The sequence below is a fragment of the Paenibacillus physcomitrellae genome (assembly GCF_002240225.1).
Lineage (GTDB): Bacteria > Bacillota > Bacilli > Paenibacillales > Paenibacillaceae > Fontibacillus > Fontibacillus physcomitrellae.
Window position 1 is genome coordinate 1,509,994 of sequence record NZ_CP022584.1, and the last position, 15,765, is coordinate 1,525,758.

Consider the following 15,765-nt stretch of genomic DNA (forward strand, 5'->3'; position numbering starts at 1 on the left):
ATTATATACAGACAGCAAAAAGCTCCCGCCTCTACGCCTGTATATCAGACGTAGGGACGAGAGCATGATTCCCGCGGTTCCACCCTACTTGACCCGGCTCATTGCCGAATCCACTTTTCACGTTTCATTTGCTGCTCCGGGGACCGCCAATCAGATAAAACCGCCAATCCGGGCTTGCACCGTCCCCGGCTCGCTACAATCGGCTTGCATTTTATCCTATTCCCTTTCAACACAGCAACTCATTTTCATGAGAAATATGATTTATAATAGCTGATTTCACACGCCAAGTCAAATCTGGTATTTATCCAGCTGATCCAGGAAATTGCGCGATTTGAGCTGCATGCCAAGCTGCATGTCCATCAGCGCCCGCATTACGCTTTTTAACTCGGCTTTGGTCGTGTCCTTCACGGCAACATTGCCCAATCTGCGCATATCCAGCTTCGCGAACAGACGGAGCAGCTTCAGCACGGAAGGCGATACAGCCATAGCCGCCGGATCCAGATGCCGGCTTCGCCGGCTGAGCACACCGCCAAGCCTCGGACTGAAGAACTCCAGCTCCTGATCGGTGCCCGAAACGACACAAACGTCCATCTCCGGCCCGTAACCGGCCGCTTGCAAGATCTTCATTTCATAGAGGTGAATCAGCACCTCCGGGTCCTTGCCTTCCTGCAGCGCATCCAGACAGGCCTTCAGCTGGCCAAACCAGAAAGAACCCGTTTCTTCCTCCTGAAGCACCCGGTCCAGCAGCTCGCAGGCATAAGACCCGTATGCAGCCAATGTCAAATCCTCCCGCAGTTTATGGTGTGATTCAATGATTTCCCCTGCGTTCAATGTGCCAAGTCCTTTATTTCTGAAAAAAATATATTGGCCGTATGTAAAGGGCATCGTCATGGCGGCATGCCGGCTTTTCGGTTTTTTGGCTCCGCGGACCATCACGCCCACTTTGCCGTAATGTTCGGTCAGCAGCGTAATAATTTTGTTGCCTTCACCATAATCCATACTGCGGATGACAATGCCTTCCACTCTGTATAACATAAGTTCCCCCCGCCTCCGGACCTCTCTCCAAAAGATCCCCAAAACTCAAAACAAGAGGGGCAATTATGCCTCCTCCTGCTCCAGAACCAACTCTTCGGGCTCCTCCTGTTCATCCTTCTCCGGGGGAGCTCCGACCTCCTTATAAAGCATATAAGCATCTACATCACCAGTCATCGTAAAATACTTCCACGAAAAGTCTCGCACTCGTATTCACCCTTTCTTCGGACATGACGCCTTGCTTTGTAAGAATAGGATGTACCGAGCCAGCTTAACTATTCGCCCTAATAACTGGGAAAAGATTAATCGCGGTTAAAGCCCAAATCCCGCAGTACACGATCCTGGTTTCTCCAGTCTTTCTTCACTTTGACCCACAATTCAAGGAAAATCTTAGATCCGAGCAGATGCTCGATATCGTGACGGGCCAGCTTGCCGATTTCCTTCAGCAGCGCGCCCTGCTTGCCGATAATAATTCCTTTCTGTGAATCCCGCTCCACAAAAATGACGGCCGAAATGTACACAACGCCATTCTCCTGGACGCGCATATCTTCAATCGTAACCGCAATAGAATGCGGAACCTCTTCGCGGGTAAGATGAAGGATCTTCTCGCGGATCAGCTCTGCGCAGACAAACTGCTCCGGATGGTCCGTTACCTGGTCTTCCGGGTAGTACTGCGGTCCCTCTGGCAAATATTTGGCAATCTGGTCCAGAAGTGTATTCACATTATTACCCATCATCGCCGAAATCGGCACGATTTCCGCAAACGGATACAGCTTGCTGTACGATTCAATCATCGGCAGCAGTTCTTCCGGCGTAATTTTGTCGATTTTGTTCAGCACCAGAATAACCGGCGTCTTGATTTCCTTCAGCCGTTCAATAATATAACGGTCGCCGCCGCCAAAACCTTCCGAAGCATCAGCCAGGAACAATACTGCTTCCACCTCGCCGAACGTATTCAGAGCGGTTGTGTTCATGTAATCGCCAAGCTTGGATTGGCGTTTATGAATACCCGGCGTGTCCAGAAAAATAACCTGCATGTCATTTGACGTGTATACGCCATGGATTTTATTGCGTGTCGTTTGAGGTTTGTCCGACATAATGGCGATCTTTTGTCCAACGATATGGTTCATCAGCGTTGATTTGCCGACGTTTGGCCGGCCTACAATCGTAACAAAGCCGGATTTAAATGAGGATTTTGCCATAATTTCTCCTTTATACAAACAATTCTTAAGACTGGGTTTCCTTCAGATGGGAAGGCACAAATGCATGCGGCAGCAGTTCCCGCATCGTCGTTTCCATGATGTCCCCCTTCAAGTTGCCCAAAATCACCGGCATATCAAGACCTCCGAGCTCGGCCAAAACCTGCCGGCATACGCCGCAGGGCACGATTGGCTCGTCCGTGTCGCCCACTACCGCAATGGCTTTAAAGCTGCCTGGACGGTTGCCGTCGGCAATGGCACGGAACAGCGCGGTACGCTCGGCACAATTGGTTGGGCTGAACGCCGCATTTTCCACGTTGCAGCCGTGATGGACCTTGCCATTCTCATCGAGCAAAGCAGCTCCGACCGAAAAATGGGAATAAGGGACATAAGCGTTTTGATAGGCTTTCATCGCTTCTTGAAGCAGTTCTTTGTTATCCATCTTTATTTTAACCTCGCTTCTTAAGTTCAAACTTCCGATTCTTCAGCCCCAGCCAAAATAAGCGCAAACCGGAGAGTAAAAAAGCACGATACCGATCACTACCGAAAAAAAAGCGGCGATCAGCACCGCACCTGCGGCTGTATCTTTAGCAATTTTCGCCAGCGGATGCCATTCCTCCGTCACCAGGTCCACAACCGTTTCCAGTGCCGTATTGACCAGCTCCAGCCCGATTACCGATGAAATGGTCAGCAGGAGCAGCACCCAGCTCATGGGCGGCAGATGAAAAACAATAGCTCCGGCCGTTACCAGAATGGCCATGGCCAGGTGTACCTTCATATTCCGCTGCGTGCGCAGGGCATACCAGATGCCGGCAGCCGCATAACGGAAAGTGAACTTCCACCTTGGACGCGGCTTCATTAGCGTACCAGACCCGCTTCAGCCAGTACAGCTTCCTGTTTGCCCATCATTTCCGCTTCGCTCGCTTCGTCCTGATGATCATAACCAAGCAAATGCAGAAAACCATGTACAAACAGAAATCCAAGCTCGCGTTCAAACGAGTGGCCGTAATCTTCGCTTTGTTCTTTGGCCCGCTCCATGGAAATAATAATATCCCCCAGCATGTCCGGAAACAGCTCCGCCTGCTCATCTTCGCCGATTTCATAGATGATCTCAGGTTCCTCATCCAGACTTTCATTCATGGCGAAAGACAAAACATCCGTTGGCCGGTCGATACCGCGGTAATCACGGTTCAGTTCATGAATCTGTTTATTATCGACAAAGGTAAGCGCGACCTCGCCATCTTCGATACCTTCCGCCGCAGCCGCTTTCTGCAGGAGGACATCCAGTAGAGCAATCAGCTCCTCGGTGATGTCAAATTGCTCTTGTTCATTGCTCCACGCCAGGTGAATCGCCATCTTTCTCACGCTCTTTCCCATCATTATTCTTCGTGATCTTCACATCGTCCGGATATTCAATCCGGGAGTGGAAGATCCCCATAACCGTTTCTTTTAACGTTTGCCCCACCACATCAAGCTCGCGCATCGTCAGATCGCATTCTTTGAACTGGTGGTCGTCCAGGCGGCTTTTGATAATCTTCTCGATCATCGTCTCCACCTGATTCACCGTCGGTTTATGCAGCGAACGCACCGCGGCCTCCACGCTGTCTGCAATGCCCACGATAGCGGCTTCCTTCGTCTGGGCATTCGGCCCCGGATATCTGAAGTCATCTTCGGTGAAATCCGGTTCGACGCCCTGTTCCTCTGCTTGCTTTAGAGCTTTGTGGTAGAAGAAATGCAGGAACGTAGTCCCATGATGCTGCTCGGCAATATCACGGATCGGCTTCGGAAGTTTGTATTCCTTCTGCATCTCTACCCCGTCCCGGGCATGGGCAATGATGATCGATTTACTGAGCTTAGGATCGATAAAATCATGCGGATTCTCCATACCGTTTTGATTTTCGATGAAATACCCCGGTCTCTTCGTCTTTCCGATGTCATGATAATACGAACCTACCCGGCATAATAATCCATTGGCGCCGATCGCTTCCGCAGCAGCTTCCGACAGGTTGCCGACCATGACGCTGTGATGGTAAGTTCCCGGTGTCTCCGTAAGCAGCTTGCGCAGCAGCGGATGGTTCGGATTGGTCAGCTCTACCAGCTTTAAAGCGGACAAAATACCGAACGTCACTTCAAAGAAAGGCATGAGTCCAAATACCATAATGGTCGCGAGCAGACCGCTGGCAAACGCGAAGCCAAGCGCATATAACGTACTGGTTTGATCCCAGCCGCTCGAATTAATCATGATGAGAGCAGCAACCAGAAGGGCTCCAAAGAAGGAAACCATCACCCCTGCCTTCAGAATTGAAGCGCGTTGGCTGGCGCGGTGAATCGAGAAGATCGAAACGAAAGAAGTGACGAGTGTAAACAGCCCGTAATAAAAATCAAAAATTTGCCCTTGATGAATGTTAAGCACAATACTGGCCACCACGGAGAAAATAACCGAGGCAATGTAAGCTAAAGGCACATCCAGCAGCAATGTAATCAGCATCGCTCCGACCGCCACAGGCGCCAAATAACCCAGATATGGCCTGCGGTCATTATGCAGAAGTTCCAAGAGATGCATGGAAAGCAGCGTAATCAGGAAGATTAACAGCAGCATCGCAAGCTGGGAGTTGTTATATTTGAAGCGAACACTCGCTTCCGGCTGTCTGATGGACATATAAAGACCAACAGCAAGCAGAACGGACAACAAAGCTACTCCGACCTGAGGCCAGTAATTCACTTCATTTTTTAACAATCCGTTGTCTTTTAAAAGCGTGTACATTTCCTGGGTAATGATTTGGCCTTTAGGGACAAGCACATCCCCTTGCTTGATGTAGACAGGCGCCGTATTTTCTCTGGCCTTTACCTTGGCGTCTTTGGTTGCATCTTCATCGTAGAACTTATTGGCCGTAATGACATAACGCGCAAGCTCCTGTACGATTTCCCGCGAAATCCGTTTACTAAGCGAACTGGAGCTGACCTGCTCAGCCACCTTTACCCGGGTCGTTTGGGCTTCTGTCGCCGGGTCATACATCAATCTTCCCACAATATCCGAAGCCACCGGTTTCATTTCCGCGATGTCTTCGGGGGTAAGCTGCGGCAGCTTGACATACGTTTCTTCCGAAATATGGTACATCTGCTCGTTAATTCTCGTTCTTACCTCATCCAGAAAGGTTGAGGAATAATTGCCGGAATTACGGCTCGACATAATAAAATTCTGAATATGAGTCTGGAAGATTTGCGGCAAGTCCTGCCGGTAAATCGAGATCTTATCCTCACGTGAAACCTGATCGTCCTGGTTAATCCGCGCAATCTGATCCAGCATTTCAGTGATAATAGCTTCATTCCGCAAAGAAATTTTGGTATATACCGGCTTCTCCGCTTCAGCGGCTTCCTCTTGGGCCTTCAAAGTCGCCTTGGTATTCTGAATCTGCATCGGAGCCAAAATTTCCTTTTCGCTTGGCATATTGACCGCGATGTTGTATTTCTCCGGCAATAATTTAGGAGCCAGGCTGACATAAAGCATAATAATCAGCAATGCGAACAGAGCATAGCGCATTCCTACGCTATGCCTCCAGCCCACCATTTTGGATTGTATAGTTTGACGATTATCATTCTGATTTGAGGTCATTGGAAACAGCCCTCTCTATCTTTGTGAAATTTGCCCCCTGTAAGAATACGGAACACCGCAATTGACTTTGCCTTCTCATCTTGTCTCCTCCAGGGTCCCCTGACGCTTACAGCATACAGAGGTTCTATCTCGCTAGATACGTAGACAGACTGTCTTGTCCGGCTGCCCGCCGGAGCGTTTGCTCAGAATCAAGGTAATACGGATCTAGTGCGCTCAATTGTTATCCGAAGCCGCATCATAGGCCACAATAATTTTCTGTACCAAAGAATGACGCACAACATCCGACTCATTGAAGTGAACGAACCCGATTTCCTCAATCTGGCTCAAAATCGTGCTGGCTTCAATTAATCCGGATTTCTTGCCTCTAGGCAAATCGATCTGCGTCATATCGCCAGTTATGACCATTTTGGAGCCGAAACCAAGCCGCGTCAAGAACATTTTCATTTGCTCCGGCGTTGTGTTCTGGGCCTCATCCAAAATAATAAACGAATCATCCAGCGTTCTTCCCCGCATATAAGCAAGCGGAGCAATTTCAATCAATCCGCGTTCCAGCGCCTTGGCCACCTGATCCGGGCCCATCACGTCATACAGGGCGTCGTACAAAGGCCGCAGGTAAGGATCCACCTTTTCCTGTAGATCTCCCGGCAGGAACCCGAGACTTTCACCCGCTTCCACCGCTGGACGGGTAAGGACGATCTTTTTGACTGATCCTTCCTTCAAAGCCGCAATGGCCAGAACGACAGCTAAATAGGTCTTACCCGTACCTGCAGGACCGATTCCAAATACGATATCCCGTTTCTTGATCATCGTTACGTAATGATTCTGGCCAATGGTTTTGACCCGGATCGGTTTGCCGCGGTAGGTTACGGCGATTTCACCTTTATATAAATTAAGCAGCTGGTCTGCCCGCAGATCCAGCGCAAGATCGATGGCGTAAGAAACATCCCGTTCCGTCAGCACATATCCGCCCCGGATCAGCTCAAGCAGCACTTCGAACAGCTGCTGGGCAACCATGGTATCCCGGTCCCCGCCGCGGACCGAAATTTCCGATTCGCGTGAGACCACTTGCACGTCAATTTTCTTTTCCACCAGTTTCAGGAATATATCCTGAGGACCAAATAAAGAAAGTCCTTCTGAAGCATTTTTAAGCGGGATTCTGATCACAGTCTGTTGTTCTGCCAAATATACTCATTCTCCTTGATCTTGGACTATAGGAACCTCTTCCGCGATATTCTGCTCTACCTCAAACAACACTTTCATATAAACTTTACCATTCTCAGTCTTCTCATGCAAAATTTTTTCCGCTTTAACGACGGCATCCGCACCGTTTTTCGCTAAAATATCCCGTTTCGCCTGGGCAATCCCGCTCGCTTTCGCCTGCTCCGGCGTCTGCTCAATTTCAATATCCGCCTTTTCCATTACGTTTTCGCTCATCCAGCCGATCGGAAGCTTCCACTTCCGCCAGGTGATCGGATTGTTTTCTGTATAGGTGACACTCTCGGCAAATTGGTTTTTCCCGTAACCGGTAAGCTGAATCGCCGTGTTCCCAAAGTACAGATACCCTTTTGTTTTTTTGGCGCCGCTAAGGACACTTTCTTTCTTCACCAGCGGAGTTTCAATGTTATATTCATGCCAAACCAGTCCGCGCACCTCTCCTTTGGAGACGACCGTTTGCCCGGCCTGATAACCGGCAATCAGCACCGCACCTTTTTTGACCCGGTCATTCTTAGCCACCTTCGGATATCCTCTTTCCGCATAAATATAAGTAACAACCGCATCCGATTTGCTGACAAGATTGCGGGGGCTGTTTAAATTCTGGTCTTTCGGTTTAGTTGCTTCCACCACCTCAATCGTCGCCTTGGTACCATGGATGGTAACCCCTACCCAAGACGTGCCTTCCAACTTCCTTGTCAATGTTTTGGAGAGCTTGTCCTGTTCAGGCAGCTTAAATTTCCACTGAAAAGGGAACAGCCCCTCCTCTTTGGCGGCCTCCTTAATGTCTTCAGCCGGGATATTCACATTGCCCTTCACTTCCACATCCCAAACCAAGGAGGACATAAAAAAGATAGCCAGAACAAATAGAACGATACCGGCGGCAAACCATTTGCGGCGCAGCACCCGGAGCGAAAGGAACGGCAGGCCATTCCGCTGTTTCACATGCATCCGGCAGCTTGTCTGCTTCAAGAGCGGACGCAGCCTGAAGAAATCACCAAGCATGACGTTCAGCTCCATCCGCCTTCCTGGCAGGGGTTTGACCTCCCAAACCCCTATCCCCTTCTCCCCGCATTTATTGATCAACTGTTCCAAATCGCCTCCACGGATGTCCAGCCTAACCCATCCGCGGAGAAAGCTAAAGGCCGATTCTTTCACGGCTTCTCCCCCGTTCCACGATACTTGATTTCCTCGATATCCCCTTCTACCATGATCTCCTGGGGCATAATGGTCTTGATGACCAGATCTTTTCCCGTTACTTCGAGGCCGCCTTCACTGAGTGCCAAACTTAACCGCTCTTCCGAAAAATGCAGAACGCCCCTGTGATTCTCAATGAGCAGCTGCTTCCCGCCTACAAGCGTAAGTCTGGGCAGCTCAAAGACGAGATCCCCCGGGAGATCGAGCGCATCAACGGTCCATTTGCGAAATTTGCGGGCAATGCGGCTCATACGAGGCAATCCTCCTTTCCCTATGCTACAAAATTATGCGGGAAGCTCCTGTTTTATGAGAAGCAGCTAAGAAACAAGGCAGATCCCGTATTGAAAAAGACCCGTTTAGCTGGATGGACAAGATCAATCCCATTTGACTGCTAGGGGAAAGTTCAAGGAGTAGCGAAATCAACGTGTGAAATTCACTTGGAATTAAGACAAAGAGGGATTTAGGAATTAGAATTTATGGGATTGGGGTTGCGGTTGAGGAGTTAGCATAAATGAAGATAAAAGGGTACTGTGGAAATTGATCTTATGAGAACTTTGGGAAAGGGCCCCTAGTTAGAGTTGAGTTTGGATTCCAGTTCGGGTTTCAATTCGGGTTCCAATTCGGGTTCCGGGTCCAGTGCCAGTTCCGGTTAGAGTTAAGGTTTGGGTAATAAGTTCGGGTTAAGGTTCAGGTTAGAATCGAGGTTGGAAGTGAGTTGGAAATTTAGACAGCAAAAAACGCCCCTCCAAAGGAAGGGCGTTTTGCTATTCTTTTATTGCAGCAGTTGCTGAACTGCCTGGTTTACAAGTTTGCCATCCGCCCGTCCTTTGACTTTAGGCATTAGCGCACTCATTACTTTCCCCATGTCGGCTTTCGAAGAAGCACCGGTTTCCTGGATGGTCTGCTGTACAATTACTTTAATTTCTTCTTCGGTAAGCTGCTCGGGGAGGTACCGGGCAATAATATCAATCTCGACATTTAAATTATCTGCAAGATCTTCGCGGCCTGCTTTAATAAAATCCTGGAGGGCATCTTTGCGCTGTTTGATTTCACGACTTAGGATATCAAGCACTTCATCATCGTTCAGAGTTCTCTTCAGATCTATTTCAAGATTCTTGATCGTAGCACGAACCATACGAATCGTGGTGAGTTTGAACTTTTCCTGATTCCTCATCGCTTGCTTCATATCTTCGTTTAATCGTTCGCTAAGATTCATGAAGTTCAAATCCTCCTAGAACTTTCTCTTACGAGCAGCCTCAGACTTTTTCTTGCGTTTAACGCTTGGCTTTTCATAATGCTTGCGTTTCTTCACCTCAGCCAGGACACCGTCCTTAGCAATGGAGCGCTTAAAGCGACGAAGTGCAGCATCGATTGTCTCATTTTTGCGAACTTTCGTTTCAGACACCAGTTTTCCCTCCCTCCGACCAGACCGTCCAAGAGCATAACACGGTTCATCATTCTTCATTATAGGTGAAGAGAGAACTTAGGTCAACTACTCTGAAAATAATCCCTGCAACTCAGACTTAAGTTCCGGGTTCGACAAACTCTAACAAGTCCGAAAAACACTACAAAAACCCGCATAAATCCGCCATTCTCTTTAAATTTCACTTAAATCTTGCAATCCAGATTTGGAAAAGTTTAAAGCGCCGAACTCTATTTCTTCTTGAATCAGATCTCAGCCTCTTCTAAGCCTGCTCAACCTGACAACCAACCTGGCAACTTACTCGGCGTGCGAAGCAGAAACTCCAGTAAGCGCCCCCAGCTTGGCCCCGCCAAGCAAATGGAAGTGCAGGTGGAATACGGTCTGTCCTCCGTCAGGTCCGCAATTGTTGATCAGTCTGTAGCCCGTTTCAGCAATATCCAGCTGTTTAGCTGTCGTTTGCGCAACTTGGTGCAGCTTGCCGATCAAGGCAAAATCCTCGCCTTCCGCCTCATTCATTGAAGCGATATGTTTCTTCGGGATCATGACCGCATGAACCGGCGCAGCAGGCTGAATGTCATGGAAGACCAGAAACTCGTCGTCTTCATAAATTTTGTTGGAAGGAATGTCTCCGTTTACGATTTTGCAAAATAAGCAGTTCTCCATGTTACATGGCCTCCTGGAAATTTATGTACTGGAGCTTCAGGTGCCGGAAACCGTCTGCCGGCAGCCTCTCCTTAACTATCATACCTAATAAACCAGGCAAAAAAAAGAAGCACCCGGCACTCCCCTGAAAGGAGTGCGCCGGACGGACGTATTAGCAGGAGCTGCAGCTGCGTTGCTCGAACTCTAGCCCATACGTCCGTCCAGGTGGCTTCTTGAGTAATGTCGGCTTAGCTGTATTATAACAGCGGTATTAAACTGTCTCTGTGATTTGGATCACGCCAAATCCTTCCGCTTACAACCGACCGTTATCCTATGATTTAGAAGCCTGTGATAATTAAAAGCCCAAAAGTTTCCTCAGGCTCAACTCAGGCTTAAATGCTTAGCGAGAGTTTATACTGGGGGATTCAATGCGAAACAGCTGATTTCTTTCACCTTTTTCCACGAATCAACACGGCCAATTGGTCACTTGTGTTGTACCGTTCCATACTTACTCGGATTTAAAAATAGCCGATATTACTGCCTGAATGAAAATAGCAGACTGAAATATTCGCTTACTTCTCTGATGGAATAATGCAATAACGGAATAACAGAAGAAACAGGACAGAAGAAACAAGAGAGAAAAGAAAGACAGGAAAAAGAGTAGGAAATCAGAGCGATTTAAACGCCTAACTAAATAACTATAAGCTAAAAAACTTAGGAACAAATAAAACTTAGAAAACGAATTAAAAATAGGTAGGAAAATAGAAAAAAAATAAAACCTAGGCGATCCTCCTGAATGAAAGGATTCTCGCCTAGGTTTATATAAAATTAAAGTTTCTCGAGGTGAATGCGGGAGCCTTCTCCCGCATTCACCGCCGGCTGTACAATCAGCTTGCGGGGCAGGCGCTCGCGCAGTTCTGCTACGTGGCTGATGACGCCGACGGAGAGATGATCATGATGCAGATGCTCAAGCGACGTAATCACCGTGTCCAGCAGCTCCGGATCCAGTGTGCCGAACCCTTCGTCCAGGAAGAAAAACTGGAGCGGATATTGGCCGCGCAGCTGGATCTGGGCGGATAAAGCCAGCGCCAAAGCCAGCGAGGTCAGGAAGGTTTCGCCTCCCGACAAGGTGGACACTGGCCGTTTCACACCGCCGTTGGCGTCATCGCGAATGACAAATCCGCCGCCGGAATCCGTTTCCAGGGAATAGCGCTGCTTGGTCAGAAACCGCAGCCGCTGCGAAGCCGCCTGGCTGACATGAACCAGCTGCTCCTCGGCTACATACTCCACAAACGCATTACCTCTTAGCGTACTCTGAAGTTTGCCGAGCAGCCCGCTCTCATGCTCCAGCGCGCTGCGCTGCTGTTCAAGCTCCTGCCAGCGGACATGGCGTTTCTCCACATCCTCCAGATCGCGCTGTGCTTTCGCTTTCTCCTGAAGAGCCAGCTCATCCTGCGCCTGGTATTCCCGGAAGGTCCGCTGGACTTCGTTCCACGCTTCTTCCGAAAGGCTTCTGCCGTTCAAACGAAGCTCCAGATCCCGCAGCGTTACGGCCAGTTCCTGCTGCTGCTTACGGTGCTGTTCAGCCAGCCGCGCAAGCTCCTCGGCTTCTTCCCGGCCGATCGCCGCTTCTGCAGCCGCTTGTTCGGTCGCAAAAGGGGCGTCTGACAACGCCTGTTCCCAGCGGCGCTCCTGCTCAGCCGCCTGTTCGGCAGCGGCTGCCGCTGCCTGACGAGCCAACACGTCAGCCTGGGCCGTTTCATTCCGCAGCTGCTGGGCCGCTGCCAGCTGTTCCCGGGCCTCCCGAGCAGCCGTTCGCAGCTGAACCAGCCTTGACTCGGCTGCGGCCAGCAGCGCTTCGGCTGGTTCCCCGCCCGTCAGGGCAGCCAGCCGTTTACTCTTCTCTTCTATCAGCTGGAGGCCGCCCTTGAGCCGGGTTGAGCATTCAACCAGCTCTCTGTCCAAGGCCGCCAGCTGCTCCGACAAGACGCGCAGCCTGCTCGTCTTGTCTTCGATGTACGGCCCGCTGACTTCGAGGCGGTGGCGCACATCCTCGGCCTGCAGGTCCTTGGCCTGCATGGCCTCGTAGCTGCGCTGCAGCTCATCCGGGGTCATACCGGGATGAGCTGCAGCCCATTCGGCTGCACGGCGCTGCACGTCAGCCTCAAGCGCGGAGCAGCGTGCCTGCTGCTGCTCCGCCTGGGCCGCGGCTGCCTGTTCCTCGGCAGCCGCCAGGGCGCAGCGCTGGCGCAGTTCGGCGCCAGCGCTGCGCTGCCCGCGGACCCGGCTCTGCAACGCAGAGAGCCGGGTGCCGCTGCCGCCGCGCGCGGTGCGCAGCGCGGCAAGCCGGGCGCGGGCGCTCTCCGCGTCCAGCGGAGCGCCCGGCCGGGCGGCGGCGGTCTGCGTAGCCGCCGCCGCTTCGCTGGATGCCGCCGGGTCTGCGGCGGCATCCAGGCTTTCCAGGGCCGCGCGCACCGATTCCAGGTCGCGCGCGGCCCCGAAGCGCAGCTCCCGGCATTCCGGGAGCAGAGCGGCCACGGCCTGGAGCTCCGCCTCCAGCGCCGCCGTTCCCTCGTCACCGTGCACAGCCGGCGAAGGATGCTCCAGCGAGCCGCACACCGGGCAGGCTCCGCCCTCGTGCAGCTCCTGGGCCAGCCGGACGGACCAGACGTGCAGCTCCTGCTCCTTCAGCTGATGCCGGAGCTGTGCTTCACGCCGCTCCAGCTCCTCACCAAGGCCCTGCAGCTCCTGCTCCTGGTTCTGCAGCTCAGCGGCAAGCCGGTAGGCTTCGGCAAGGGTGTCCTGCCGCTCAGCTTCGCTGCGCGCCGCCTCTGCCGTCAACTCCTGCAGCTGCCGGAGCGCTTCTTCTTGTCTGCTGCGCAGCTGGCCGGCTTCCAAGCGGGTCTGCTCCAGCTGCTGCTCCGCAGCGGCCAAAGCTTCCTTGCGCTGCATCCCTTCCTGCAGCAACCGGCGCTCGGCCGATTTCACCTCAAGCTCTTTGAGCTGCTGCTCCAGCTCTTTGCGCCGGTGCACAGCCTTGTTCAGCAGCGTTTCTTCCTTCGCCGCCTCTTCAGCAGCCAGCTTCCGCTTCTGCTCGATCTCCTGCTGTCTGCCCAGCTGCCCGGCTTGCTCAGCTTTAAGCTGCTCGGCTTCAGCCTGCAGCTGGCGGGCCTGCTCCAGCTGCTCCAGCCTGCGGAGCAGCGGCGGTTCCTCCTGCGCCAAAACTTCATCTGCAGCAGCTGACATCTTCACGGCTTCGCCCGCCTTTTCCTCGGCTGCAGCCGCGCTGGAGGCTGCAGCTTCAGCCGCAGCCCTTCGCGCCCTCGCCGTCTCTGCCGCTTCCTGCCAGCCTTTCAGGACAGGCAGCAGCTGCTCGGCGGCTTCAGCATGGCGCAGCTTATGCTCGGCTGCTTCAATGGCCGGGTTATTTGCGGTAAGGCGTGCTTCCTCCGCCATCAACCGCTGTTTCTCCTGCATCAGCTCGCGGATTTTGGACGCTTCCTCCGCCTTCTGACGGACTTCTGCAAGCCGGGTCCGAGCCGCATGTGCCTCTTCCTCTGCCAAAGCCAGCCTTTCAGCAGCTGCTTTGACCGCTTCCTCGGAAGCCTGGCCAAGCCCCTGCTGCTCGGCGGTCAGCTCCTTCAGACGGCTCTCCGTCTCCTTCACTCTCCGGCTCAGCTTGACTGCAAGCTGATCTCCGTATTTCTCCAGATGGAACAGACGCTGCAGCATCTGCCGCCGCTCGCTCCCCTTTAATGCAAGAAATTCCGAGAACTTCCCTTGAGGCAGCACAACCGCCCGGGTGAAGTCGTCCATCTTCAAGCCGATTTTCTCTTCCACACAACGGTTCACCTCGGCCAGCTTGTCCGCGAGCACAGTCTCCCCTTCAGGCTTGAGTTCAATGAAACGGCTGATCGTGCAGCTCACCGACTGCTCCCCGGTCCGTTTGAAACGCCGTTCCACCCGGTAGCGGCTGCTGCCTTTCGGGCTTGTCAGCTCAAAGGTATAAGCGACGAACAGGCTGTCCTCGGAATGATTCATAATGCCTTGCGTGCCGTTTACCGCCCGTTCCACCTTACCGTAAAGTGCAAGAGTCATCGCATCCAGCAACGTCGATTTACCGCTTCCCGTCGGTCCGAAGATGCCGAACAAACCTGTCTCGCAAAGCGCCGTAAAATCTATTTCCTGACTTTCCCGGTAACTTTGCAATCCTGATAATTTTAGTAGAATCGGCTTCATTCCGCGTCCTCCTCCGTGACTGCAGCAGTCTCATCTTCAGCCAGCAGGCTCATAAATAACCGGACCAGCTCCTCTCCGGGTTCGGCGCCTCCGCTCTGCCGCTGGTAAAACTTCCGGAACAGCTCGTCAACCGGCATTTGCGACCGCTCCGCCATCGTCTCTTCGATCGACGGACTGCCGGGATACACCGGCCTGATATGCACAAGCCCCTCCCGGCTTTTGCGCAGCATGCCGATATCGCCCATCGACATCGCTTCCGTAAGCGAAATCTCCAGATCGATAAAGGCGTTCACATCGCGTCCTTCCTCAATCCAGCGGTGAACCTCTTCCAGTCCGCCTCTGCATGCCCATTTCACGAGCGGTCTGCCGCTGCGAAGAAAAATTTCCTGCGGCTGAGCCTGCTCTCCAGGCTTGAGATCGAGCAGCATCACCGATTTGGATTGTCCCGCCTCTGAAAAGCTGTAGGCCAGCGGAGAGCCGCTGTAGCGGATCACGCCTTCCCCCTTGACCACCTGAGGACGATGCAGATGTCCCAAAGCTGTATATTGGGCTCCAACGTGAAAAGCGGACGGATCCACGGTATAAGCGCCGCCGACTTGGATCGGACGTTCGCTGTCGCATTCCAGTCCTCCAAGCACATACAGATGACTCATCGCCAGGTTGATCGTGTCTGGACGGAAAGAGTACGCCAATTGCTTCATCAGCTGGCCGACCCGTGCGCTGTAGGCAAGGCGCAGCTCCTGCTCATCCCCGTCTCCGGCGAGCAGCTCCTGCAGCCTCGCCTCTGAAGGATAGGGCAAGGCCGCAATGACCGCTTCCTCACCGGTTCGAGCTGCACGAAGCCGTACTGCCTGGTTCGTCGGCAGACCGGTCAGGCTGATCCCGCGGCTTGAAACGAGCGGCGAAACCGAAGAGACCCGCTCCGGCTGGTCATGATTGCCCGCAATGACTGCCAGATGGCGCCCGCCTTCGCTAAGCCGCGCGGCCGCTTCATAGAACAGCTGCTCCGCCGCTGCCGGCGGATTGACGCTGTCATATACGTCCCCGGCCATCAGAATCAAATCCACCTGCTCGTTCCTTACGATCTGGACCAGCTCGTCCAGGAACTGCTCCTGTTCCGCAAGCCGGCTCCGTCCTTCAAGTGTCCGGCCCAAATGCCAGTCACCTGTATGCAAAATGCGCATCCTGTTTCCTCCTAATTCATTACT

Annotated in this window: 15 protein-coding genes; all 15 read right to left on the reverse strand. The window is 52.5% G+C overall.

Going from position 1 to position 15,765, the window contains the following annotated elements:
- Positions 1-288: 288 nt before the first annotated feature.
- Positions 289-1,035, reverse strand: coding sequence for a DNA repair protein RecO (gene recO / locus CBE73_RS06955; RefSeq protein WP_094093615.1), 747 nt, complete (start codon positions 1,033-1,035; stop codon positions 289-291).
- Positions 1,036-1,098: 63 nt separating this feature from the next.
- Complete coding sequence (locus CBE73_RS06960; protein WP_094093616.1) at positions 1,099-1,239, reverse strand: YqzL family protein; 141 nt, start codon at positions 1,237-1,239, stop codon at positions 1,099-1,101.
- Positions 1,240-1,334: 95 nt separating this feature from the next.
- Positions 1,335-2,234 carry a GTPase Era gene (gene era / locus CBE73_RS06965; protein WP_094093617.1) on the reverse strand — a complete coding sequence of 300 codons (900 nt, stop codon included), beginning with the start codon at positions 2,232-2,234 and terminating at the stop codon, positions 1,335-1,337.
- A 25-nt stretch (positions 2,235-2,259) separates the two neighbouring features.
- A complete protein-coding gene (locus CBE73_RS06970; RefSeq protein ID WP_483406840.1) occupies positions 2,260-2,679 on the reverse strand; it encodes a cytidine deaminase in 420 nt (139 codons plus the stop codon).
- Positions 2,680-2,715: 36 nt separating this feature from the next.
- Positions 2,716-3,090, reverse strand: coding sequence for a diacylglycerol kinase family protein (locus CBE73_RS06975; RefSeq protein WP_094093619.1), 375 nt, complete (start codon positions 3,088-3,090; stop codon positions 2,716-2,718).
- Entirely contained in the window at positions 3,090-3,587 is a 498-nt protein-coding gene (gene ybeY, locus CBE73_RS06980; RefSeq protein ID WP_094093620.1) for an rRNA maturation RNase YbeY, read from the reverse strand. The genes CBE73_RS06975 and ybeY overlap by 1 nt, the downstream gene beginning before the upstream one ends.
- Positions 3,559-5,844 carry an HD family phosphohydrolase gene (locus CBE73_RS06985; protein WP_094093621.1) on the reverse strand — a complete coding sequence of 762 codons (2,286 nt, stop codon included), beginning with the start codon at positions 5,842-5,844 and terminating at the stop codon, positions 3,559-3,561. Before CBE73_RS06985 ends, ybeY begins: the two co-directional genes overlap by 29 nt.
- 213 nt (positions 5,845-6,057) lie before the next feature.
- The gene (locus CBE73_RS06990; protein WP_094093622.1) at positions 6,058-7,026 is read right to left on the reverse strand and encodes a PhoH family protein; all 969 of its coding nucleotides are present in this window, start codon (positions 7,024-7,026) and stop codon (positions 6,058-6,060) included.
- 6 nt (positions 7,027-7,032) lie between these two features.
- Positions 7,033-8,214 (reverse strand): sporulation protein YqfD, encoded by a 1,182-nt coding sequence (yqfD, locus tag CBE73_RS06995; protein WP_094093623.1) that lies wholly within the window; start codon positions 8,212-8,214, stop codon positions 7,033-7,035.
- Positions 8,211-8,504, reverse strand: coding sequence for a sporulation protein YqfC (gene yqfC / locus CBE73_RS07000; RefSeq protein ID WP_094093624.1), 294 nt, complete (start codon positions 8,502-8,504; stop codon positions 8,211-8,213). Before yqfC ends, yqfD begins: the two co-directional genes overlap by 4 nt.
- A 521-nt stretch (positions 8,505-9,025) precedes the next feature.
- Positions 9,026-9,469, reverse strand: a complete 444-nt coding sequence (locus tag CBE73_RS07005; protein ID WP_094093625.1) for a GatB/YqeY domain-containing protein — start codon at positions 9,467-9,469, stop codon at positions 9,026-9,028.
- Between the two features lie 15 nt (positions 9,470-9,484).
- Positions 9,485-9,658 (reverse strand): 30S ribosomal protein S21, encoded by a 174-nt coding sequence (gene rpsU, locus CBE73_RS07010; protein WP_005547957.1) that lies wholly within the window; start codon positions 9,656-9,658, stop codon positions 9,485-9,487.
- A 315-nt stretch (positions 9,659-9,973) separates the two neighbouring features.
- Positions 9,974-10,339 (reverse strand): histidine triad nucleotide-binding protein, encoded by a 366-nt coding sequence (locus tag CBE73_RS07015; protein WP_094093626.1) that lies wholly within the window; start codon positions 10,337-10,339, stop codon positions 9,974-9,976.
- Between the two features lie 807 nt (positions 10,340-11,146).
- Positions 11,147-14,557, reverse strand: coding sequence for an AAA family ATPase (locus CBE73_RS07020; protein WP_094093627.1), 3,411 nt, complete (start codon positions 14,555-14,557; stop codon positions 11,147-11,149).
- Positions 14,554-15,741: an exonuclease SbcCD subunit D gene (locus tag CBE73_RS07025; protein WP_094093628.1), complete on the reverse strand. Its 1,188-nt coding sequence runs from the start codon at positions 15,739-15,741 to the stop codon at positions 14,554-14,556. The genes CBE73_RS07020 and CBE73_RS07025 overlap by 4 nt, the downstream gene beginning before the upstream one ends.
- Positions 15,742-15,765: the final 24 nt, after the last annotated feature.

Excerpts from the sequence above, each read along its gene's own strand:
- recO (WP_094093615.1), bottom strand. The coding sequence starts at position 1,035 with ATGTTATACAGAGTGGAAGGCATTGTCATCCGCAGTATGGATTATGGT.
- era (WP_094093617.1), bottom strand. The coding sequence starts at position 2,234 with ATGGCAAAATCCTCATTTAAATCCGGCTTTGTTACGATTGTAGGCCGG.
- CBE73_RS06975 (WP_094093619.1), bottom strand. The coding sequence starts at position 3,090 with ATGAAGCCGCGTCCAAGGTGGAAGTTCACTTTCCGTTATGCGGCTGCC.
- ybeY (WP_094093620.1), bottom strand. The coding sequence starts at position 3,587 with ATGGCGATTCACCTGGCGTGGAGCAATGAACAAGAGCAATTTGACATC.
- CBE73_RS06985 (WP_094093621.1), bottom strand. The coding sequence starts at position 5,844 with ATGACCTCAAATCAGAATGATAATCGTCAAACTATACAATCCAAAATG.
- yqfC (WP_094093624.1), bottom strand. The coding sequence starts at position 8,504 with ATGAGCCGCATTGCCCGCAAATTTCGCAAATGGACCGTTGATGCGCTC.
- CBE73_RS07005 (WP_094093625.1), bottom strand. The coding sequence starts at position 9,469 with ATGAATCTTAGCGAACGATTAAACGAAGATATGAAGCAAGCGATGAGG.
- CBE73_RS07015 (WP_094093626.1), bottom strand. The coding sequence starts at position 10,339 with ATGGAGAACTGCTTATTTTGCAAAATCGTAAACGGAGACATTCCTTCC.
- CBE73_RS07020 (WP_094093627.1), bottom strand. The coding sequence starts at position 14,557 with ATGAAGCCGATTCTACTAAAATTATCAGGATTGCAAAGTTACCGGGAA.
- CBE73_RS07025 (WP_094093628.1), bottom strand. The coding sequence starts at position 15,741 with ATGCGCATTTTGCATACAGGTGACTGGCATTTGGGCCGGACACTTGAA.